We start from the raw sequence: 21,184 nt of genomic DNA, 5'->3' as shown, positions 1-21,184 counted from the left end.
CTAAATGCTAAGGAGTAACGCATGCGTAACCTGATTCTCTGTGCCGCTCTCGCCACCGCCAGCTTGTTTGGTATGGCTGCCCATGCCGAATCGATCCAGGCCGGTAAGGAATATGTCGAGCTGGCCAGTCCGGTGCCGGTGTCCAAGCCGGGCAAGATCGAGGTGGTCGAGTTGTTCTGGTACGGTTGCCCGCATTGCTATCAGTTCGAGTCGACCATCAACCCGTGGGTCGAGCAGTTGCCGGAAGACGTAAATTTCGTGCGCATACCTGCGCTGTTCGGCGGCGTGTGGAACGCACACGGGCAACTGTTCATCACCCTGGAAAACATGCAGGTCGAGCAGAAAGTCCACGACGCCGTCTTCAATGCCATCCACAAGCAAGGCAAAAAGCTGGCGACCCCCGATGAAATGGCGGAGTTCCTCGCCGATCAGGGCTTGGACAAGGACGCTTTCCTCAAGACCTACAACTCCTTTGGCGTGAAAGGCCAGATGGAAAAGGCCAAGAAACTGGCCATGGCCTACCAGATCAGTGGCGTCCCGGTGATGATCGTCAACGGTAAATACCGCTTCGACCTCGGCAGCGCCGGTGGTCCTCAGCAGACTCTGCAAGTGGCCGACCAGCTGATTGCCAAGGAACGCGCCGCCCAGTAGGCGGCCGGCCTGAGCGCCGAACATGCTGAGGCGTTGGCAAGCCAGCCGCGCGGTTGGCCTGTGTGATCCACAGGTCAACCCACAGTGCCCGGTCAGCAGTGACTGGCCTGGCGATGGCCGTTTACGGCTACTGAGTTTCAATATTCAGGTGGGTATCAGCACCGAACGTTATCGGCACTACCTGACTCGCGGCTGGCAGCATTTGCTACCACACACCGGCCGGGCCGGTAACCTGCAACGGATCGGTCAACTGCTCGGCGATTACGATCTGGTGGCCCTGCAGGAAGTCGATGGCGGCAGCCTGCGTTCCGGTTTCGTCAACCAGGTCGAACATCTCGCCCATCTCGGCGCCTTCCCTTACTGGTACCAGCAGCTCAACCGCAACCTCGGGCGTTTGGCTCAGCATAGCAACGGCGTGCTCAGTCGCCTGCGCCCCAGCTTGCTGGAGGATCACCCGTTGCCCGGCCCTCCCGGACGTGGCGCTATGCTGTTGCGTCTTGGTGAAGGTGAGGACGCCATAGTCGTGGTGATGATGCACTTGGCGCTCGGTGCGCGAACCCGGACCCGCCAGCTGGCCTATATCCGCGAGTTGATCGACGGCTATCGGCATCAGGTGCTGATGGGCGACATGAACACCCACGCCCGTGACTTGTTGCAGCATTCGCCGCTACGTGACCTCGGTCTGCTGGCGCCGCAGATCGAAGCAACCTTCCCCAGCTGGCGCCCGCAACGTTGCCTCGATCACATCCTGCTGAGTCCAGGGCTGGAATTGGAGCGGGTGGCCGTGCTGGCTCAGCCGATCTCCGACCACCTGCCGGTGGCGGTGGAAATTCGCCTGCCGCAGGCGCCGGGAAATGATCAGTCGCCTATGCTGAAAGCGCCCCCTGGTGGAAGCTCTACATGACCGACGACGCCCAGCGCTGGAAAGACAAATATTTGGCCCGACTCGAGCAGCAGGAGCAGCTCGAGCGACGCTGGGATACCCGTCTCGACCTGTTGCGCCGTGGTCTGGTGCGCAGCAGCCTGGCTGCGGAGGGTGCGGACAAGGCAGTGGATCAGTGCATGCAGGATCTGCGTGCAATGCTCCGGCGTGAGGATATGGATGCAGGCCTGTCGGCGTTGATTCCGCGTCTGGAAAAAACCGTGCTGGACTCCGAGCAGCGCCGCCAGCAGCGTGGCGAGCAGGTCACCACCGCGCTGGCGGGTTTGGTTGGCCAGCTGCTCGCCCTGGAGTTACCACGCGAGCTGCGCAAAGCACTGAAAAGCTATACCAAGCAACTCGACAGCCGCGCCAGCCAGCTGCGCGAGCTGCCGGTGCTGCTGGCCGAACTGAGTCAATTGCAACGTCAGGCCCTGACGGTATTGGGGCAGGACGAGGTCGCGCGCCCAGGCTTGCTGCAAAGACTGTTCGGTGCGCGTGCAACCACGGCCGAGGTCGTGCCAGCGGGCGCACAGGCGCTGGCTAACGAGTCAGCCGTTAGCGCTCTGGTGGTGGCCCCGATCTCGCCGCCGTTATCGGGTGACAACGATCAGCCAGAGCAGGCTGTGCTCGCCGCTTACGATGTGGCCGATGCCAGCGATGCCAGCGATGCCAGCGATGCCAGCGATGCCAGCGATGCCAGCGATGCCAGCGATGTAAGCGGCGCTAGCGGTGCGAGGTCAGCCGCGCAGGTCGCTTCGCCTGCATCGCGGCCTGCTGTGCCGGTCCTCGATTGCCTGCCCCTGCCCGCCGACCTGTTGCCTCCCGCTGAGTCGCGGATCACACCGGCAGTCACCAGTGAACAGACCCTGGCCGCGGAGCCGCACAGTGAGCTAGCCGACCCGCAATACGCCCTGCCCGCAGAGCCCGAGCCGGGATACAGCGCGATTGCCCAGCATGTTCAGGCGAGCCTGCTGGGCTTGCTGGCCGAATTGCCCTTGCCGGAGCGGCATCAGGCTCAGGCCGATGCGCTGGTCGAGCGAATCCAGGCCGGGCTGAATATGTATGAGCTGGTGCCGGTGCTGGACGACCTGACCGTGCTGATGCTGGCAGTCGCCGATAATGGTCAGCTCGAGTTTGAAGGCTATCTCAAACAGCTCAACGAACGCTTGGCGACCTTTCAGGGCAGCCTGCAAGATGCCCACGACGGTTATGCCGATTCGCTGAATGTGGCCCGTGAGCTGGACAGCGAACTGCGTCAGCAGGTCGATGGCCTGCACAGCAGCGTGCAGGACGCCACGGACCTGAACAGCCTCAAGGGGTTGGTGGAAAACCGTCTGAATGGCCTGCTCGGCACCATGGAGCAGTACCAGCGCCAGCGTGACGAGCGCGAGCAGTTGGTGGCCGGACGCTTGCAGACCCTGGTCGAGCGAGTGGCGAGCATGGAGCAGGAAGCCAAAGGCTTTCGCCAGCACCTGGAGGAGCAACGCCAGAAGGCCCTGCTCGATCCGCTCACCGGTCTGCCCAATCGTGCCGCCTGGAGCGAGCGCCTGGATCTGGAAGTGGCGCGCTGGCAGCGCTACGGCGGTGAGCTGTTGCTGGCGGTGGTGGACATCGACCACTTCAAGCGAATCAACGATGGCTACGGCCATCTGGCCGGCGACAAGGTGCTGAAAATCATCGCCAACGAGTTGCGTAAACGCCTGCGCAAGACCGACTTCATGGCCCGTTTCGGCGGCGAGGAGTTTGTCCTGTTGATTCCCACGACACCGCTCGACGGTGCCCTGCAATTGCTGGAAACCCTGCGCGCATCCATCGAAGCCTGCCCGTTCCACTTCAAGGGCGAACGGGTGACCATTACCTTGTCGGCCGGGATCAGTGAGTTTGCTGACGGCGAGAGCGGCGATCAGGTGTTCGAGCGTGCTGACCAGGCGCTATACCGGGCCAAGGGCTGGGGGCGTAATCGCGTCGAGGTGGGCTAACGGTTCGAGGCGGGCTGATCATGACTGAAGCGCCATAGACCTGCCTAAGAACTCCGCGCTAAGCCGGGTGCGATTGGCCTCAGGCTGCGTTGGGCAGGTAGGGCCGCCAGGTTTCGGGAATCTGCTCCAGGCGCGGATAGTTCAGCGCGTCCAGTTGCAAGTGCGAGAGCAGGAATGGCGTGTGCCGTAGGTGCTGAGGTACGCCACGCAGCTCAGGCAGCCAAAGGCTGACGTAAGTGGCATCCGGGTCGTAGGCGTGCGCCTGACGCAAGGCATTGAACGCACGATTGCGCTGTGGGTCGCTGCTGACCCCGGCGAGGTAAGCCCAGTTGCCCCAGTTGCTGGCCGGGTCATAGTCGATCAGGTGTTCTTCAAACCAGGCTGCGCCAAAGCGCCAATCCTGTTGCAGGTCGTTGACCAAATAGTTGGCAGCCACCTGGCGACCGCGGTTGGAAATAAAGCCTGTGGCAGCCAGTTCGCGCATCGTAGCGTCCACCAGGGGCATGCCGGTGCGGCCCTGGCACCAGTTATCGAAACGCTGATCGAGCTGTTGCGGTGCACGCGCCGTGGCTTTCAAGCCGCCGGCCTTGAACAGTGCGCTGCCATGACGCCGCAGCGTCCAGCGGAAAAACTCGCGCCAGAGCAGCTCGAGCCACAGCCGATAAGTCGAGTCGTTACGCCCGTGCTGCGCTTCATGGCGACGTAGCTCGGCCACGGCGCGGCGCGCCGAGAGGCTGCCGTTGGCCAGCCAGGGTGAAAACTTCGACGAGTATTCGCTGCCGATCAAGCCGTTGCGACGGTCTTTGTGTTGTCGTACGCCCTGGCCGTCCCACAGGTAATCGCGCAAACGCGCCTGGGCCGCCGCTTCGCCGCCGGAAAAAGGGAAGCGGCTGGTCGCTACGCTAAGCGGCTCACCTAGGCCTAGCTGGGACAGTGTCGGCAGCGCTTGCAACAACTGCTGTGCGCCTTCTGGCAGGGGCGGTAGCCGCTGCGGGGGCGGAGTTGGTTGAAACACATGCACGCGTTCTTCGATCAGGCTGCGGAACTGGCTATAGACCTGCGGCAGCTGCTGGCTCGGGCAGGGCAGTTCTTCTGCGCGTAACAGACCGTTACCCGCCGCTTGCTGCAGCGGCACATCGCCGAGGTTGCTTTGCACGCGCGCCAGTTGCGCGCGTTCGTCCGGGGCAATTTCTTCCAGGGTCAGCACCTGTTGCAATTCGAACTGGGCAACCAGTTGCGGAATGACCTGTTCCGCTTTGCCCTGCAGGACCAGCAGGTGCGAGTTGCGTTGGCGCAGCGCGCCGTCCAGTGCCGCCAGGCTTTCCAACAAAAAGCGTGCGCGGTGCACGCCGAGCCGGCGGCTGCCGAATTCCCCTTCTTGCAACTGCGCCGGATCGAGCACGAACACCGGTAGTAGTCGCGCGGCACTGAGCCCGGCCTGCACCGCCGGATGATCGTCGAGGCGCAGGTCGTGTTTGAACCAGAGCAGCGCACGCATGGGGGACCCTCGCAAGACTGCCTGTTGGGTAGAGGTAACCAGTGTAGCTACAACTTCAGGGGGCGTGCGCCGGGCAACAAATGTCCATTACTGAGCCGCGGGTAGTGATCTTGCACATTCAAGGCGTATTGCCGACAGACGAGCGTTGGGTTCATCACTAGAATGTGGCGTTCTGTAGAGGAGAGCTGCATGGACATTTTCGGCATTGCCGTGTTGATCTTTCTGGTCACCGACCCGTTCGGCAATATCGCCATCTATATTTCGGCGTTGAAGAACGTGACGGCCAAGCGCCGTCTGGTGGTGGCTGCGCGCGAACTGTTGTTTGCCCTGGTTTTGCTCCTGTTGTTTCTGACCTTTGGCGACAAGGTGCTCAGCGGGCTCGGCTTGTCACGCGAAGCCATCGCGATAGCCGGCGGTATCATTCTGTTCGTCATTGCCATGCGCATGATCTTCCCCGGTCCACAAGGTCTGCTCGGCGATGTGCCGGATGGCGAGCCGATGCTGGTGCCACTGGCGACCCCTGCAGTCGCCGGACCTTCTGCGTTGGCGGTGCTGATGACCTTGCGCAATACCCACGAGGGGCCGTTGTGGGAGCTCTACCTGGCGGTACTCCTGGCCTGGGCAGCGACTGCCTTTATTCTGTTGCAGGCGTCATTCCTGCAACGTTTCCTTGGCCCTCGTGGGCTGACCGCAGTGGAACGGCTGATGGGCATGTTGCTAATCATGCTCAGCGTCGACATGCTGTTGGATAACCTACAAAGCGTGTTGCATATCAACCCATGAGAGTGCTCTGCCTTGCCCTGTTGCTCATCGTGCTGGCTGGCTGTGTCAGTGGCCCGCGGATCGATACCACGCATACCGCCCGTGGTCAGAGCAGCCGGGTGCAGTACATCATCCTGCATTACACCTCGACCGATCTGCCACGCTCGCTGCGTCTGCTCACCGAGCAGGAAGTCAGCAGCCATTATCTGATCGGCGATGCGCCGGCGACCATCTATCGTCTGGTCGATGAAAATCGCCGCGCCTGGCACGCGGGAGACAGCCAGTGGCAGGGGCGCACCTGGTTGAACGGTAACTCGATCGGCATCGAACTGGTCAATCAGGGCTATCGCGATACCCCTGAGGGGAGAGTCTGGCAGCCCTATTCGCAAGCACAGATCGAGGCACTGATCGTCTTGCTCAAGGACATCATGCAGCGTCATCAATTGGCGCCTGGCAGCATCATCGGCCACAGCGATGTGGCCCCACAGCGCAAGGTCGACCCTGGGCCGTTGTTCCCCTGGCGGCGGCTGGCCGAAGCCGGTCTGATGGCTTGGCCGGATGCCCAGGCGGTGGCGCGCCAGCAGGCGCTGTTCAACCCGAGCCTGCCGACGGTGGCCTGGTTCCAGGCGCAACTGGCGCGGCAGGGCTATGAGGTACCCAGTGACGGCGAGTTGACGGAGGCCACGCGCAATGTGCTCGCGGCCTTCCAGATGAAATACCGCCCGGCGCGCTATGACGGCGAGCCGGACGCCGAGACGGCGGCGTTGCTGCAGGTGCTCAACAGCACCCCTTAGCGGGACGCGGGAGGGCAGGTGATAGTCGTGGTCGGCCCGCGCCGCTGGACTGTCTGCAGTCCCCGGCAGTACGCCAGGCTGTTAGCGCTGCAGCGCCATATAGAACTGGGTGCCCTGCCCCGGCCGTGATTTCACCCCGATGCGACCGCCGTGCAGTTCGACGATCTCCTTGCACAGCGCCAGACCCAGGCCCGCACCGCCCTTCCTGCGTCCGACCTGGACGAACGGCTCGAAAATCCGGGCCTGCTGGGTGTAGGCGATGCCTTCGCCATCGTCACTGACGCTGATGATCACCCGTTCATCCTGGGGGCGAGCCAATAGGCTGATGCGCCCACCGCTACGACTGTGGCGCAGGGCATTGCCGATCAAGTTGTCGAGTACCCGCTCGATCTGCAGACGATCCAGACGCACCTGCGGCAGCTTGTCGTGGGGCTCGATGTTCAGGGTTACATCGCGTTCGCTGGCCTGGGCGGCAAAGCGCTGCTGGGCCTGACTGAGCAATTCGTCGAGGTCACAAGGCGCCAGTTCGAGTTTCTGCAAGCCATTCTGGTAACGCGAGAAGTTCAACAGGTCGTTGATCAGGCGTACCAGGCGGTGCATTTCTTCGTCGATGGTGCGCAGCAGGTCGGTTTCACGGGTCTCGTCGCCGAAGTGCAGGCGCTCCTGCAGCAGGCCGAAGGCCATGTGCATGCCGGTCACCGGGGTGCGCAGTTCATGCGAGGCGCGCAGCACGAATTCGCTGCGCACGCGCTCGAAGGCGCGCTGCTTGGTGACGTCGTGGAGCACCATTACCGCCCCCTGAATACGTTCCGCCTCATGACTGACCGGGGTCAGGCTGTAAGCCAGCAGGCGGGTTTCACCGTCGGCTTCGACCTGCAGGTCCTCCAGTGCCTGCTCCAGGTTCTTACCGCGTAGCACCTGCTGCAGCTGCTCATCCAGTTCTGGACGTTGCAGCGCCTGGCCCAGGCTCTGGCCGAGCGGCTGATCGTGCCAGCCGAGCTGGCGCTCGGCGACCGGGTTGAAGTGTTGCAACAGGCCGTTTTGATCGAAAATCAACAAGCCGTCATCAATGCTGTCGAGCACCGCCTGCAGGCGTCGCTGCTCGGCCATCAGTGCTGCCACATTGCTGTTCTTGAACTGCTGCACGGCCTCGGCCATCAGGCCGAATCGCCGACTCAGGGTGGCCAGCTCGGTGGCCTGAGCAATGGGCAACGACACCTGGAAATCGCCCTGGCCGATCTGATCGGCAGCGCGCGCGAGGGACTCGATCGGCTGACTGAAGCGCCGGGCAATGCTGTGTGCGGTGATGAAACCTATGACCAGCACCGCCAGGCCGATCAGACCGAGCAGACCGGCGATCAGCCAGGCACGTGTGCGCATCTGCGTCTGGGTGTTATGCACTTGTTCGACATAGCGCATCTGTACCGCATTGATACGATCACGCAGGGCTTTCAGGGCGCGGCCGAAGTCGTCGTTGCTGAGCAATGCGCGACGTACCGTCAACGGTTTCTTCAGCAGTTCTTGGTAATGCGCATAGGCGCGGCCGATTTCGGCTACGGCCTGACGGTCGCTGTCATCGACGGCGCCTTCGCTGGCCTTGCCGAGCCACCGCTGGAAGCGCTGATCAGAGGCTTTCAAGGCCTCACGGTCAAGCTTGTCGGCGATCATCAGGATGACCTGAGTGCCCATCTCCTGGCGCAAGCCGAGGGAGGCATCGATGATGTCGAGGTTACGGGTCATCGCCTGGTTCTGCCCTTTGCTCAGCTGCCATACGCTGAACATGCCGAGCAACAGGCCGAGCAGGGCCACGGTGATCAGTGCGCTGCTGCCGAGGAACAGCTGACTGCGCAGTCTCATAGGCCGAGCAGCTTGCGTTTGCGATACAGGGTCGAGGCGTCGATGCCGAGTGTCCTGGCCGCCTGTTCGAGGGTTTCGCTGGTGGCCAGTACCGCGGCGATGTGGGCTTTTTCCAGTTGCTCCAGGCTGAGTTCGGCGCCGACCCGTGGCGTGTCATTGCTGGCCGCCGTATTCAGGCCAAGGTGGCTGAGCTGCACCCGTTCTTCGGGGCAGATGATGCTGGCACGCTCGATCACGTTACGCAGCTCGCGAATGTTGCCCGGCCACGGGTAGTCCAGCAGCGCGGTCCGCACTTCATCGCTGAAGCCGCGGGCCGGGCGCGCGTAGTCCTTGACGAAGCGGGCGAGGAAACGCTCGGCCAGATCGAGGATGTCCTCGGCGCGTTCGCGCAGCGGCGGCAGGTTGAGGGTGATGACGTTGAGGCGGTAGAGCAGGTCTTCGCGAAACAACCCTTCACTTACCATGTCCTGCAGGTCGAGGTTGGTCGCGGCGAGGATGCGTACATCGGCGCGCCGGGTCACAGGGTCGCCGACCCGCTCGTATTCCTTGTCCTGAATGAAACGCAACAGTTTGGGCTGCAGGGTGAGCGGGAAATCGCCAATTTCATCGAGGAACAGGCTGCCGCCATCCGCCTGGTTGACCCGGCCGAGGGTGCTCTCGCTGGCGCCGGTGAAGGCGCCCCGGCTGTGGCCGAACAGTTCGCTCTCCATCAGCTCGGCGGTGAGTGACGGACAGTTGATAGTCACGCAGGCTTTCTTCGCGCGTCGGCTCCAGCCGTGGATGGCACGCGCCAGTTCGCCCTTACCGGTGCCGGACTCGCCAAGGATGAGGATGTTAGCGTCGGTAGCAGCCACCTGGCGGGCAGTTTCAAGTACCGCCATCATCGCCGGGCTGTGCGAGTCGAGGTCGTTCTTGGCCTTATCCACCTGACCTTCGAGGGCTTCCAGACGCGCGGACAGTTGGCGGACTTCCAACTGCTTGGCGGCGGCCATGCGCAGTTGCTCCGGGCTGCAGGGCTTGACCAGATAATCCGCCGCGCCGGCCTGCATGGCATCCACTGCGGTATCCACGGCGGAATGCGCGGTGACTATCACCACGCGCATCCACGGCGCCTGCACGCGCATCTGCGCCAGGACGTCTAGGCCGTTGTCATCGCCCAGGCGCAGGTCAAGAAAGCACAGATCGAACACCTGGCGTTGCAACAAGGCATCGGCCTGGGCCGCGCTGTTGGCCGTGGCCACCTGATAGCCCTGGTCTTCCAGGCAGTAGTGGAAGGTGCGCAAGATCGCCGACTCGTCATCGACCAGGAGTATGCGTCCACCTTGTTGTTCTGCTGCTTCCATGTGCGTGCTCCAGTGATTGAGTTCATGCATTAGTCCAGAAAATTTCGTGCAAGTTGCACGGCGTGTCTGGGTCGATCTTGCAAGCTGCAAGCCGACGACCATTGGCATAAATTATTAAGTTATTGTTTTTAAAGAAATTATCTTCATTCATAAAGCTGGCACAGGGCTTGCGACAGTCTATGCAACGGCTGTCATTGGCAGCGCGTATATGGATATGACTGGAGGAACCGCCATGAATCACTTGAAAACCCTAGCCTTGGCCACTGCAACTGCCAGCGTGATTGCCCTGACGCCCATGAGCACTTTTGCGGCCGAAGGCGACATGAGCCGCGAGCTCAGCGAAGCACGCCAGGAGGGCTCGATCTGGACGGCTATCACCCTCAACCGTCATCTCAACCCGTTCAAGATCGACGTCGACGTGGAGAACGGCAGTGCCAAGCTCACCGGTAGTGTCGAGACCGACGTCGAGCGTGACCTGGCCGAACAACTTGCGTTGGGTATCGAAGGCGTAAATAAAGTCGATAACCAGCTGAAAGTCGACGCTAAGGCCGAGCGCAAAGGCGAGAGCGAATCGAGCCTGGCGCAACGGTTCGACGATGCCACCCTGGTTGCCACGGTGAAGTCCAAACTGCTGTGGAACAGCAACACCGAAGGTCTGGACATTGATGTCGATGCCAAGCATGGCGTGGTCACCCTGACGGGTAGTGCACAGACCCCGGCAGCCAAGGAGTTGGCCGGTCGCCTGGCGCGCAACACCAAGGGCGTGTGTGAGGTGCAGAACAACCTCAGCATCAGCACCGCCGACAGCACCGCGGCCAAGGCACAGAACGCCGCCGATGACGCCGGCGCTGCGATTAGCGACGCATGGATCACCAGCAAGGTGAAATCCAGCTATCTCTACAGTCGAAACCTTGATGGCCTGAATATCTCGGTCGACACCAAGAACGGCATGGTCAGTCTCAGCGGTAAGGTGCAGAGCAATGCCGAGAAACAACTGGCCATCGAGACGGCCCGCAACATCCGCGGAGTACGCGGTGTGGACGCCGATACCTTGCGTGTTGAAGGCTGATAAGCCGCTGGCCAGGGTTGGCCAGCGTCCCTTGCCCAGTGCCGCATGACGCGGCACTCAACCAAAGGAGAAGGAGCATGACTAGCAAGACAGCACAGCTCAACGAGCTCATCGAAATCACCCGTGACGGCCAGCGCTTCTACGAGCACGCGCAAGAGTCGGTCAAGGATGTTCGCCTGCAGGCGGTGTTCCGCGACATGTCGCGGGTCAAGACCGAGGTAATCCAGGCGTTGGCCGTAAAAGTCGCGGCCAACCATGAGACGCCAGCCACCGGCGGCACTTTGCTGGGCAAACTACGACAGGTCTATGCCGATACCCGCGCGCTGCTCTCCAGCGAGGAGGAGGCGACCTACGTGGCCCAGTTGGAGGAAGCCGAAGACCGCATCCTGCATGCCTTCGAGGATGCCCTCGAGTGTGCTGAGCCGGACGTTAAGGCGCTGCTCGCGGTGGAGATGCCCAAGGTGCGCGGCTGTCATGAGCGCATGCATGCACTCAAGCAAAGCATGCAATAACACCGGGTTATGGAGTGGAACAGGGACGTTTCGCTCCTCCGTGGGTCTCACGGCGTCGTGCAAAACGCCTGATGGCAAAGGAAGGACCGTGGGAACTGCCGGTCAGTGCGTTTATTTATTTTTAATACATTGATTTATAAGTGGTTTTTTATTTTTTGAGACGGGCATGTCAACTGCAGTAAACAACTACAGGCATGCGCACAGATAGCGGTACTGCTGTGCATGAGTCGCCTCAGCACAGCCTTGGGTCAAGCGCTGAGGCAAGAACCAGGAGGAGCTTGAGGATGAACCGCCGTCACTTGCATTTCGCTTTGTTGGGTAAAGGTCTGCTGGCCAGTGCAGCGCTGCTCTTGCTGCTGATCGGCGAGCAGGGGTTGGACGCCAAGCCGAAGGCGCAATGGCGTCCTCAGCCGACAGAGCAGGTGTTGAGTGTGCAGCCGGCTACACAGTTGCAGCCGGTGAGCCGGATTCGTCGCTCGCCACTCTGGACAGGTCAAACGCTGCAGCGCAGTTGGGTGTTCTGAATACAGTCGCTCAGTGAGTACAGGCGCACGGGCAGGTTGGGATAACACTTCGCTGCTGGCGATTTTGCCGAGGCGGCGGACGCGATGGCAGACAGCGTGATGCCAAGTTGAATTTCATTGATGCACCGCAATACCCCCGAAAAACTGAAGGAGAATCATCATGTTAAGTTGGGCTATCACTTTTCTGATCATCGCCATTGTTGCTGCTGTGCTGGGCTTCGGTGGTATCGCAGGCACCGCAGCCGGCATCGCGAAGATCCTCTTCGTGGTATTTCTGGTGTTGTTTGTCGTGTCCTTCATCATGGGTCGCCGACGCGGCTGAGGAGCTTCGATGCCGTTCTCGGGACGCTCGCTGCCGCCCTTCTATTGGGCGGCAGCGTCGCGCCTGGAGCCGCTGACAAGGACACCGAATCTCACCTGAATGAGCTGGGAGGGTTGTGCTTTCGCAGAGTGTCTTTTGCCGGCCAGCATGGGCGATTGAGTGTTGCCAGGTATCCTGCTCGGTAAGCGCGACCTCCATCTGCAGGGTCGAACGAGGCCGCTCAAAGATTGGCTCGAACCCACGTCAAGTATCAGCGCCACCACGCTGACCCTGTGCTTTCCCCTGGCTAGGTCGATTGTGGATTTACTGCTTCAGAAATTCCGGTAACCACCTACAAGTCGCCGTAGACCATCGTCCACGTCCCATCGGCACCGTGAATGAATAATCCGTCCTGAACTTCAGCCGTACTGAATAACTGACCTAGTCGACCGGTTAGCAGGGGGCTGTTACTTGTATGGGCGATGGAGAAAAGACACTTGTACTGATTTGAAGCTGGCTCAGGTGAGCACCCAAGCTTCTCGAATTTGGTCACCCGAACGCGCATGCCACCTTGACCACCCGTCAGGGAAAGGATCTGCAGACATTCCAAGGCGAGCACGGGATCATCCTTAAACCCTCCCGAAAGGCACACTTGTTCGGTCGAGCGGATCTTTTCATTTCCAGTCAGAAGGCGCCCTTGGATAAGTCGAAATATGTCTTCGGCCGTCGGTTCGCCTGGGGTTATGGTCTTGGAGTTATCCCTGAACTCAACCGCGCGCATTTCGGCGGCCACCGTTGCATCAAGAACCGCGGTCTGAAAGGCCGGGACCGCTGCTGCCCCATCGAAGACCTGAGGATTAACATAGAGCCGGGCGGCGTTCCGCACGTCTTCATACGGATCACCTTTGCTTTCCACTGACATGAGTTCGGCGCGGAATGCCGCCTGGACCAGTGGATCCTGCAAAAGGGTGCGCTCTCTGGCATAAATGGGGCGGAGCAATTCGCCTAGGTCTCCGCCAAAGTGCGCCCTCATAGCATCGCGAGTTGGCGCTAGCTCGAGCAAAATGCGACGTATGCCCGCCAGGCCCTCAAGGGATGCCGGCAGTGTCTCCGCCCGACTGCCAGCAGCTAGATAGATTGGCCGGGCGATGGCCACAGCCTTGGTCTTGGCCAGCTTCAGCAGCTCTTGTTTGACGCTGTCGGGCGCTGGGACCTTGGCAAGTTCATCCATCAGTTTCGCCATCTGGAAAAGCGTGTCTGGCGTTTCGGATGATTTCAGCAGGGCCTCAAGTTTGTCTCGAAGGACCTGTGTTTCGATTGCGACGGACCTTTCCTTAAGCAGCGATCGAAACTCTTCTTCCTCTGCGGCGGACACTTCTTTAAAGCGCGACACGGCCATCTGTCCCAAACGCTCGAGTTCGTCGAGGGATGCCGCTGTATCGGGAAGCTGTTTGACCTTGGCCCGCTCCAATGCGAACCACTCCCTCGCCTCTATGCGGTTAGTCATAAGAACCGATGTGCGGATGAAGTTCTGTTCGCTCTGGAAGGGTTGCTGGACCACTAGATTAGTGAACTGCCGCATTTCCATCGCCCGGCCACAGTGCGTACGCATGAGCTGACCAATCGTCTTACGCTCTGAGGGCGCCAGCAACGAGAAGGGTACGCCGAATACCGGCACAAAAACCTCATCCGATAAGGCATCGAGGATGATACGAGTTCCGGCCGCAGGGCTAAGCCGGTTGAAGTCGGTATCGCCTAGATAGGGTTCCAGCCAGGTCTGCAACGTTGCGCATTGGGCCTCTAGCGAGGGCGCCGCGGCGAGCTTTCCGGCGAACGATCCGCCAAGCGTTATGGGTGTCGTGGCGCCGCGGATAAGTTCGCCGGCAAGTTCCTTACCTGTGCGCTCCAGCGCCACGTCATTTTGACCAGTGCGCACGGCCGCGCCTGCACCCATGACCCTGGCAATGTCTTGATCCCGGGACACATTCCAAAGCACCAAGGTGTCATTCGCCTGTTCAGGCACAACCAGTGCCCTGGTCGAAGTCAGGGTATGGCGCGTGGCCTGTCGTTTGGTACGATCAAAAACGCCTGTGGCCTCCCGCACACCGACCGGAACCAGCAACATCTTGCCATTCTGTGCATAGAGGGGAATCAAGACCATTTTGAGACGGTCCCGAGCCGCAACCGGCTGGTCGATGGGGAAGCTAGCTCGAAGTTCTATAAAGTTCGGTATGGCGCCCACCGCAGTGAAAACCGTGATATCCGTGTGGCCGAGCTTGCCCGACCATAGGTCATGCAACGGGCCAGCAACTGTCAGGGGTTCCAAAGAGTCTGACCTCTTAAGCTCAATATCCTGACACCCATTCATCGTCACCGTCCCTGTTAGAGAGTTCCCGCCTGCGCCAAGAGCAACCTCCAAGCCTTTAAACCGGGCAGGATTTTTCCCTTCGAGCAAGATGTCGTTGCCCAAAGTCAGGCGTTGATCCTCGGCAAGGCCTGAGACAACGACGACCTGGTCGAAGGTGTCGCCCGAGTTAGAGCCGCGAACCTTAAATATCCTGATACGGAACAGGGCCGCGACTCCGGCGCCGTCCTGAACCATGTGTGCTTCAACCCCGTAGGTTTGCGGCTCTCGCCGGTTCATCTTGCAGGTTATCCCCCCGAGCCACTGCCCCTGTATGAGACCGCCGCTAATGGGGGTGGGCGATACGAGGGACAAGTCAGGCGGCTCAACCTCCCCTGCAGCCTTATCTCCTTGGCGGGAAGCGCTGAAGTCCGACCCAAATCCGCAATCAGGAATGTTCCCCTCAAGCATCTGGCCATTGGCGTGTAGGGCTGCAACAAGTCCAAGCGGTTGAAATCCTTCTGGACGCTCAACCCACTCCTGGGGGACAAAGGTAACTCGGCCGTCGGAGCCGGAACGACCCACAACCTTGTAGGCGCCTGTTTCACCTGGTGCGGCCGGAACGTTGAAGCTGAAGAGGCCCTCGACCCTGTTAGCCGATTGAGCCGTTATGTCCAGAGAGAAATGGTTGTTCCGGATATTGCCGCAACTGTAGGTTCCGGCCCATCTGCCAATCCACGAGGGTTCATTCGCGAAGCTGTAAGGTGCGGCCTGCACAACTAGCAGGCAGAACCCCAGCAGAGTGGCACTCTTCCTGACCAAGGCAGCGATCCTTGAGAAGTTGAACGGCACAGCGATCCTCCTCTTCAAACTCAGCCAAAACAGAGAATTGCCACCAAGAGAGCACCGCCTGGTTCGACTAGAAAAAGGATAGCCTCACATCCAAGAAAATTTGCGGCCAATCGCCCAAGTAGTTGCGGCGTAACCTTGGTTTGCCTAGCGATTTGAGGCTGTCAGCTGCCGGCGCGCCTATCGAGGGGTTGAAACCTGCCCCTTCAAATAAGCGGTTCGCCGGCTAAACGATGGGTATGCAACACACCCCTCGCCACGAACAGGGCGCTGATCAGTCCTTCATTACGGGTCGCCGCCGACACGCCTCACCCGGTCCGGAACGGCAGGGCCCTCGACGCCAGGCCCAGTACCCTCGACGGCGTGGCCCTCGAGCGCGGCGGTACTTCCCCACACAGTCTAGGATCCTCCACCGGCCAGGCGCGCTATCATCCGCTCCATTGAGAGGGGAGATCGATCATGCTGAATGGCCTGTGGCTGAGCTTTTTCGTGGTAGCGGCGGTGGCCGGGCTGTCCCGCTGGTTGTTGGGCGACGATCCGGCGGTGTTCGCCGCCATGGTCGAGAGCCTGTTCGCCATGGCCAAGCTGTCGGTCGAGGTGATGATCCTGCTGTTTGGCACCCTGACCCTGTGGCTTGGTCTGCTGCGTATCGCCGAGAAGGCGGGTCTGGTGGATGCCCTGGCGCGTCTGCTCGGCCCGCTGTTCGCCCGGCTGATGCCGGAAGTGCCGCGGGGCCACCCGGCGCTCGGCCTGATCACCATGAACTTCGCCGCCAACGGCCTGGGCCTGGACAACGCCGCCACGCCGATCGGCCTCAAGGCCATGCGCGCGCTGCAGGAGCTCAACCCCAGCAGCACCACGGCGAGCAATGCGCAGATCCTCTTCCTGGTGCTCAACGCCTCTTCCCTGACCCTGCTGCCGGTAAGCATCTTCATGTATCGGGTGCAGCAGGGCGCGCCCGATCCGACCCTGGTGTTCCTGCCGATTCTCCTGGCCACCAGCGCTTCGACCCTGGTCGGCCTGTTGTCGGTGGCGTTGATGCAGCGCCTGCGCCTGTGGGACCCGGTGGTCCTGGCTTACCTGATTCCCGGCGCACTCTTGCTCGGTGGTTTCATGACGTTGCTCGCCGGCATGTCGGCGATGGCCCTGGCGTCACTCTCCTCGCTGCTTGGCAATCTCACCCTGTTCGGGGTGATCCTGCTGTTCCTGGTGCTCGGCGCGCTGAAGAAGGTGGCGGTGTACGAAACCTTCGTCGAAGGTGCCAAGGAAGGCTTCGACGTGGCCAAGAGCCTGCTGCCCTACCTGGTGGCGATGCTCTGCGCGATCGGCGTATTGCGCGCCTCGGGCGCTCTGGAGTTCGGCCTGGACGGCATTCGTTGGCTGGTCGAATGGGCCGGCTGGGATACCCGCTTCGTCGAGGCCTTGCCCACGGCCCTGGTCAAGCCGTTCTCCGGCAGCGCGGCGCGCGCCATGCTGATCGAGACCATGCAGACCCAAGGCGTCGACAGCTTCCCGGCGTTGGTCGCCGCGACCGTGCAGGGCAGCACCGAGACCACCTTCTACGTGCTGGCGGTGTACTTCGGTTCGGTGGGCATTCAGCGTGCCCGACATGCCGTCGGTTGCGCCCTGCTGGCCGAGCTGGCCGGAGTGCTGGCGGCGATTGCGGTGTGTTACTGGTTCTTCGGTTGAGCGACGTCGGCGTCGGGCTCCGCGCTCGAGTCTTCCGCTGCGACGGGCTCTGCGGCCAAGTCCTTCACCAGGTCCTCCACTGCGGAGGGCTCGTTCGATGTCGACGGCGCGTCTGACTCCAGCACCTGGAAGCGCAGCACGCCGATCATCTGCCCGGCTTCGGTGAGCACCTGCACCTGCCAACGGCCGACGACCTGTTCGGGGAAATTCTGCTTGTGGGTCCAGGCGCGATAGCCCTTTTTGCGCCCGCCGTGAATGTCCAGGGCGATGCGCTCGACCTCTTTGCCCTCGTGCCGCCAGACGTGGTAGATGCGTTCGTCCAGGCCGCGTGGTGCGCTGATCGCGGTATAGGCGTACAGGCCATGGTTGCGTAACTGGGCGACGCTGAGCTGCTTGAGCCCCTTGCCGGGTGAACGGCTCTGGTCATCCAGTTCGGCGGTTACCGCCACTTCGCTCAGCCATAGGGTGGCCGGTGGTACCCAGATCCGTGCCAGCCAACCGCCCGCGCCGAGTGCCAGGGTCAGGCCGAGCAACAGCAAGCCGCGCCACCAACGCTGCACTGTGATGATGCCGAGCAGGCTGGGAAACGACAGCACCGCCGCTACCGCCAGGGCCAGCTTATAGCTCTGCGGAGTGGTCAGTTTGAGGATGATCGGCAGCGCGGTGAGCAGCACCGCGAACAGCGTCAGGCTGTGATAGGCCAGGAGCAGCCAGCGCCGTGGCGCGAGCCACTTGTAATACAGCGGATCAATGATCGAGACCAGCGCCGCCGCCCCCAACAGCCCACTGAACAACGCCTGGCCGCTGTTCCAGGTGGTGGTGATGAAGAAGAACGGCAGGACGAAGAACAGGCTTTCCTGGTGAATCATCTGCGCTGCGTAGCGCAACAGTGGCGGCGGCAGTTCGAAGCCCAAGCGCAGGGCTATGTGCTCACGCAGGATGTTTTCCAGAATCAACCATAGCCAGCTGACCAGCAGTACCAGGGCCAGCACCTGGGCCAGTTCGGCTTGGCGTTCGACCAGCAGGAAGCTCGCCACTCCGGAGGCGAAGCCGAAAATCGCCATCACTCCCGGGTGCCGTTGAATCAGGGCGACCAGTTGCACTAGTGCGGGTTTACAGCGACTGATAACGGACAAGGGCAGGCTCATGGTAAAGGAGGCGGTACAGGCCTGTTCAGGATACGCACTCACCTTGACTGCCGCCCGCCCGTTTGTCCGTCAGGCGTCGTGCTGGCGCCCGCAGAGTTGCCCGGCCACCGGCGGTCAATTCTCGACCCGGCGGCAACCTTGCGCGGTGTCAGCGTTGCGCTTCGCCATTCATGCCCTGCGCCGCCAGGCGAACATGAGTAACAGCAACGCGACGGCGACCGCGCCGATCAGCCAATACAGGCCCACGACACTCAACAATGGTTGTTCAATGCGGACATAGCCGGGCTGTTGGAACAGCTGGTGAATGGCGTCATTGGCCTGTTTCAGGCTGACCTTTTGCAGTCGCTCGGCGGGGTCGCGAAAGTGACCGTCGGCGTAATCGCTCAGGGCGTTCCAGTAATAGGTGGCCAGGGCGCTGTTGCCCTGTACAGCCCAGACTTGCTTGGCCACGGCGGCCTGTTGCAGGCGCCGCCAGGTTTCCGGCTCGAGGCCGTCGCGCTGCACGTCGTGCACCAGGGTGCGTAGCACCCGTTCGGCGGCGGCCAGGTCGGAACGCTGCAGTTCGGCATTGAGGCTGAAGAAACTGCTGCCGCCATACACGTTGCGCTCGCTCCAGGGGCCATAGGCCAGTCCGAGCTCGATGCGCAGGCGCCGGTAGAGTTGCCAGTCGAGGTAATCGCTGAGCAGCTCCCAGGTTTGTGCGTCGTGTTCGCCGACCCAGGGCTCGGGGAAGATCCAGTGCAGGCTGGCGCGGTCGCCGATCAGTCCGTCGAACAGGCTGCGGCGGGCCTCGGCCGTATGGCTGGCGGTGGGCAGCTCGCGTGGCTCAGGCAACTCACTGGCCGGCAAGGTGCCGAAGCTGCGATCAAGATAGGCCGGCAGTCTAGGGTCGAGGTCACCCACCAGGATCAGCGTCATATTATTCGGCACATACCAGTCTTCGCGCAGTTGCTCCAGTTGTTCCAGCGTGAGCGCGGCCAGGGGCGCGCGTTCGGCACAGGCCAGACCCAGTTCCACGGCCAGTTGCTGATGGGCCTCGCGGCCAAGATTCTGCTGATCGAGCAGGCGCTGCAGGTTCGAGTAATGACCACCGTTCTCGCGCTCGACCACCCGTTTCGCGGCGGCGACTTTGCGTTCGTCCAGTTCAGTGTTGAACAGGCTGGCGAGCAGCAGGTCGAGCACGGCACGCTGCTGCTGGGCCGGTGCCTCGATGACGAAGCTGGTGTCGGCGTCGCGGGTGTAGGCGTTCCACTCGCCGCCCAGGGCCTGCATGCGTGCTTCCAGTCCGGCTTCCCCGATGGCGTCGATGCCGCTGAATAGCAGGTGCTCGAGCAGGTGCGGGAGTTCTTTTTCGGCGCAGCTGAAATTTTCGAACCCCACGCCCACCACCAGGCGGATCGCCACATGGCCGCGCTCGGCGGTGGGTTTGAGCAGCAGCTGCAGGCCATTTTCCAGCGAATAGCCTTCGACCTGCAGACGGTCTTCGGCCAGGGCCGGGTTGCTCAAGAGCAAACACAGCAGGAGCAAGATACGCATGCGAGTCTTCCTGACGAACAGCGTTTCAGCATAACCGCTGTTGCGGGCTGTCGCGATCTGCCATTAGCCAGGCGCTGGCCTGTCGGTTTCGACGCCGTGTCACGCTCTCCGCCGGGCTTCAGATGGGCTCAGTGGTTCGCGTGCGAAGAAACACCCTGGCGGTCAAATAGCCAGTCAGGCGGACTCCCGCGCCGGCGGATGGCGACTACACTGATTTTGCGCTGCGCGATGTGGCTTCAGCAGTTAGACTTCGCCGCCTCCGACCGCAGCCCATAAGGCGCGGGCGGCTCACACAACCAGAAAAGGAGAAATCCCATGAAAGGCAAATCCCTCGCATGGGTCCTGTCGGCAGCACTCGCGGGTATCACCCTGAGTGGCGCGGCACAGGCCGAGGATAGGTTCGTCACCATCGGCACCGGCGGGCAGACAGGCGTTTATTACGTGGCCGGTCAGTCGATCTGCCGCTTCGTCAACCGCGCCGCGGTTGAGAACAAGATCAAATGCAACGCGCCGGCCAGTGGCGGCGGCGTGGCCAACGTCAATGGCCTGCGCAGCGGTGAGTTCAGCTTCGGCATCATGCAGTCGGACCACCAGTACAAGGCCCTCAAGGGCCTGGCGCCGTTCGAGGCCGAAGGCGCCATGGACGATATCCGTGCGCTGTTCTCCCTGCAGAGTGAAGTGTTCACCATCCTCGCCCGGCGTGACGCCAAGATCGCCAGCTTCGATGATCTCAAAGGCAAGCGCGTCAACGTCGGCAACCCGGGTTCCGGGCAGCGCGACACCCTCGACGAGATCATGGCGGTGAAAGGCTGGGACAAGTCGGTATTCGCGCTGTCTGCCGAGCTGAAGCCGGCCGAACAGGCCTCGGCTCTGGGCGACAACAATATCGATGCCATGACCTACTTCGTCGGCCACCCCAATGGCGCGATCCAGGAAGCCACCACCACTACCGACGCGGTACTGGTACCGGTTACTGGCGCCGACATCGACAAGCTGCTGGCGGAGAAGACCTACTACACCAAGGCCGAGATTCCCGGTGGCATGTACAAGGGCAACGATGCCGCGACCCCGTCCATTGGCGGCAAGGCTGTACTTTCGACCACGGCCAAGGCCGACCCGGAAGTGGTCTACCAGCTGGTCAAGTCGGTATTCGACAACCTCGACCGCTTCAAGCGCCTGCACCCGGCATTCGCCGACCTGAAGGCCGAAGACATGATCAAGGTTGGCCTGACCGCGCCGCTGCATGAAGGCGCCGTGCGCTACTACAAGGAGCGCGGCTGGATGTAACCCGGCTGTCTGGCCCTGCCATTAATGCGCCGGGCCGGCACCTCGGGTTGCCTGATCTCACCTGGCGCCTGCCGGGTGTTTGACTAGCCTAAGCTTGAACTCAGCCCGCGAACCGCAAG

General features: G+C 61.7%; 17 protein-coding genes. 11 read left to right on the top strand and 6 right to left on the bottom strand.

Annotated features, from left to right (window positions below):
* Positions 1 to 21: 21 nt before the first annotated feature.
* From TMS3_RS02270 to TMS3_RS02260, 3 genes are read left to right on the top strand one after another with little or no spacing between them, the layout of a single operon-like run.
* Positions 22 to 651, top strand: a complete 630-nt coding sequence (locus tag TMS3_RS02270) for a thiol:disulfide interchange protein DsbA/DsbL (RefSeq protein ID WP_025163621.1) — start codon at positions 22 to 24, stop codon at positions 649 to 651.
* A gap of 22 nt (positions 652 to 673) precedes the next feature.
* Complete coding sequence (locus TMS3_RS02265) at positions 674 to 1,555, top strand: endonuclease/exonuclease/phosphatase family protein (RefSeq protein ID WP_043301764.1); 882 nt, start codon at positions 674 to 676, stop codon at positions 1,553 to 1,555.
* A complete protein-coding gene (locus tag TMS3_RS02260) occupies positions 1,552 to 3,552 on the top strand; it encodes a GGDEF domain-containing protein (RefSeq protein WP_025163619.1) in 2,001 nt (666 codons plus the stop codon). The genes TMS3_RS02265 and TMS3_RS02260 overlap by 4 nt, the downstream gene beginning before the upstream one ends.
* A gap of 79 nt (positions 3,553 to 3,631) precedes the next feature.
* Here the strand turns inward: TMS3_RS02260 and TMS3_RS02255 are convergent, their stop codons facing one another.
* Positions 3,632 to 5,050 carry a DASH family cryptochrome gene (locus TMS3_RS02255; protein ID WP_025163618.1) on the bottom strand — a complete coding sequence of 473 codons (1,419 nt, stop codon included), beginning with the start codon at positions 5,048 to 5,050 and terminating at the stop codon, positions 3,632 to 3,634.
* A 189-nt stretch (positions 5,051 to 5,239) separates the two neighbouring features.
* On the opposite strand from TMS3_RS02255, the gene TMS3_RS02250 reads away from it, so the two are divergent.
* Both TMS3_RS02250 and TMS3_RS02245 read left to right on the top strand, forming a co-directional pair.
* On the top strand, positions 5,240 to 5,833 hold the full coding sequence (locus tag TMS3_RS02250; RefSeq protein WP_025163617.1) for a MarC family protein: 594 nt from the start codon (positions 5,240 to 5,242) through the stop codon (positions 5,831 to 5,833).
* Complete coding sequence (locus tag TMS3_RS02245; protein ID WP_025163616.1) at positions 5,830 to 6,606, top strand: peptidoglycan recognition protein family protein; 777 nt, start codon at positions 5,830 to 5,832, stop codon at positions 6,604 to 6,606. The genes TMS3_RS02250 and TMS3_RS02245 overlap by 4 nt, the downstream gene beginning before the upstream one ends.
* Positions 6,607 to 6,687: 81 nt before the next feature.
* On the opposite strand, the gene TMS3_RS02240 is transcribed toward TMS3_RS02245, so the two are convergent.
* Both TMS3_RS02240 and algB read right to left on the bottom strand, forming a co-directional pair.
* Positions 6,688 to 8,463, bottom strand: a complete 1,776-nt coding sequence (locus tag TMS3_RS02240; protein WP_025163615.1) for a KinB sensor domain-containing domain — start codon at positions 8,461 to 8,463, stop codon at positions 6,688 to 6,690.
* Entirely contained in the window at positions 8,460 to 9,806 is a 1,347-nt protein-coding gene (gene algB, locus TMS3_RS02235; protein WP_025163614.1) for a sigma-54-dependent response regulator transcription factor AlgB, read from the bottom strand. The genes TMS3_RS02240 and algB overlap by 4 nt, the downstream gene beginning before the upstream one ends.
* Positions 9,807 to 10,038: 232 nt before the next feature.
* Here algB and TMS3_RS02230 point away from each other — a divergent pair, with 232 nt between their 5' ends.
* The 4 genes from TMS3_RS02230 (at position 10,039) to TMS3_RS24415 (ending at position 12,233) form a co-directional block, all read left to right on the top strand.
* Positions 10,039 to 10,875, top strand: a complete 837-nt coding sequence (locus TMS3_RS02230; protein ID WP_025163613.1) for a BON domain-containing protein — start codon at positions 10,039 to 10,041, stop codon at positions 10,873 to 10,875.
* A gap of 77 nt (positions 10,876 to 10,952) precedes the next feature.
* Entirely contained in the window at positions 10,953 to 11,387 is a 435-nt protein-coding gene (locus TMS3_RS02225; protein WP_025163612.1) for a ferritin-like domain-containing protein, read from the top strand.
* Positions 11,388 to 11,671: 284 nt separating this feature from the next.
* Positions 11,672 to 11,911 carry a hypothetical protein gene (locus tag TMS3_RS02220; protein ID WP_025163611.1) on the top strand — a complete coding sequence of 80 codons (240 nt, stop codon included), beginning with the start codon at positions 11,672 to 11,674 and terminating at the stop codon, positions 11,909 to 11,911.
* A 160-nt stretch (positions 11,912 to 12,071) separates the two neighbouring features.
* On the top strand, positions 12,072 to 12,233 hold the full coding sequence (locus TMS3_RS24415; RefSeq protein WP_025163610.1) for a DUF1328 domain-containing protein: 162 nt from the start codon (positions 12,072 to 12,074) through the stop codon (positions 12,231 to 12,233).
* Between the two features lie 331 nt (positions 12,234 to 12,564).
* On the opposite strand, the gene TMS3_RS02215 is transcribed toward TMS3_RS24415, so the two are convergent.
* The gene (locus TMS3_RS02215; protein WP_025163609.1) at positions 12,565 to 15,408 is read right to left on the bottom strand and encodes a hypothetical protein; all 2,844 of its coding nucleotides are present in this window, start codon (positions 15,406 to 15,408) and stop codon (positions 12,565 to 12,567) included.
* Between the two features lie 456 nt (positions 15,409 to 15,864).
* Here TMS3_RS02215 and TMS3_RS02210 point away from each other — a divergent pair, with 456 nt between their 5' ends.
* Entirely contained in the window at positions 15,865 to 17,094 is a 1,230-nt protein-coding gene (locus tag TMS3_RS02210) for a nucleoside recognition domain-containing protein (protein WP_025163608.1), read from the top strand.
* Here the strand turns inward: TMS3_RS02210 and TMS3_RS02205 are convergent.
* Together TMS3_RS02205 and TMS3_RS02200 are read right to left on the bottom strand one after the other, a co-directional pair.
* Positions 17,076 to 18,221, bottom strand: coding sequence for a DUF5924 family protein (locus TMS3_RS02205; protein WP_235576622.1), 1,146 nt, complete (start codon positions 18,219 to 18,221; stop codon positions 17,076 to 17,078). The two genes, TMS3_RS02210 and TMS3_RS02205, sit on opposite strands and share 19 nt — an antisense overlap.
* Positions 18,222 to 18,410: 189 nt before the next feature.
* Entirely contained in the window at positions 18,411 to 19,778 is a 1,368-nt protein-coding gene (locus tag TMS3_RS02200; protein WP_025163606.1) for a M16 family metallopeptidase, read from the bottom strand.
* Between the two features lie 315 nt (positions 19,779 to 20,093).
* Here TMS3_RS02200 and TMS3_RS02195 point away from each other — a divergent pair, with 315 nt between their 5' ends.
* Positions 20,094 to 21,065 (top strand): TAXI family TRAP transporter solute-binding subunit, encoded by a 972-nt coding sequence (locus TMS3_RS02195; protein ID WP_025163605.1) that lies wholly within the window; start codon positions 20,094 to 20,096, stop codon positions 21,063 to 21,065.
* Positions 21,066 to 21,184: the final 119 nt, after the last annotated feature.

Origin of the sequence: Pseudomonas taeanensis MS-3, from assembly GCF_000498575.2 — a bacterium.
Lineage (GTDB): Bacteria > Pseudomonadota > Gammaproteobacteria > Pseudomonadales > Pseudomonadaceae > Aquipseudomonas > Aquipseudomonas taeanensis.
This window is presented reverse-complemented; position numbering and strand designations above follow the sequence as displayed.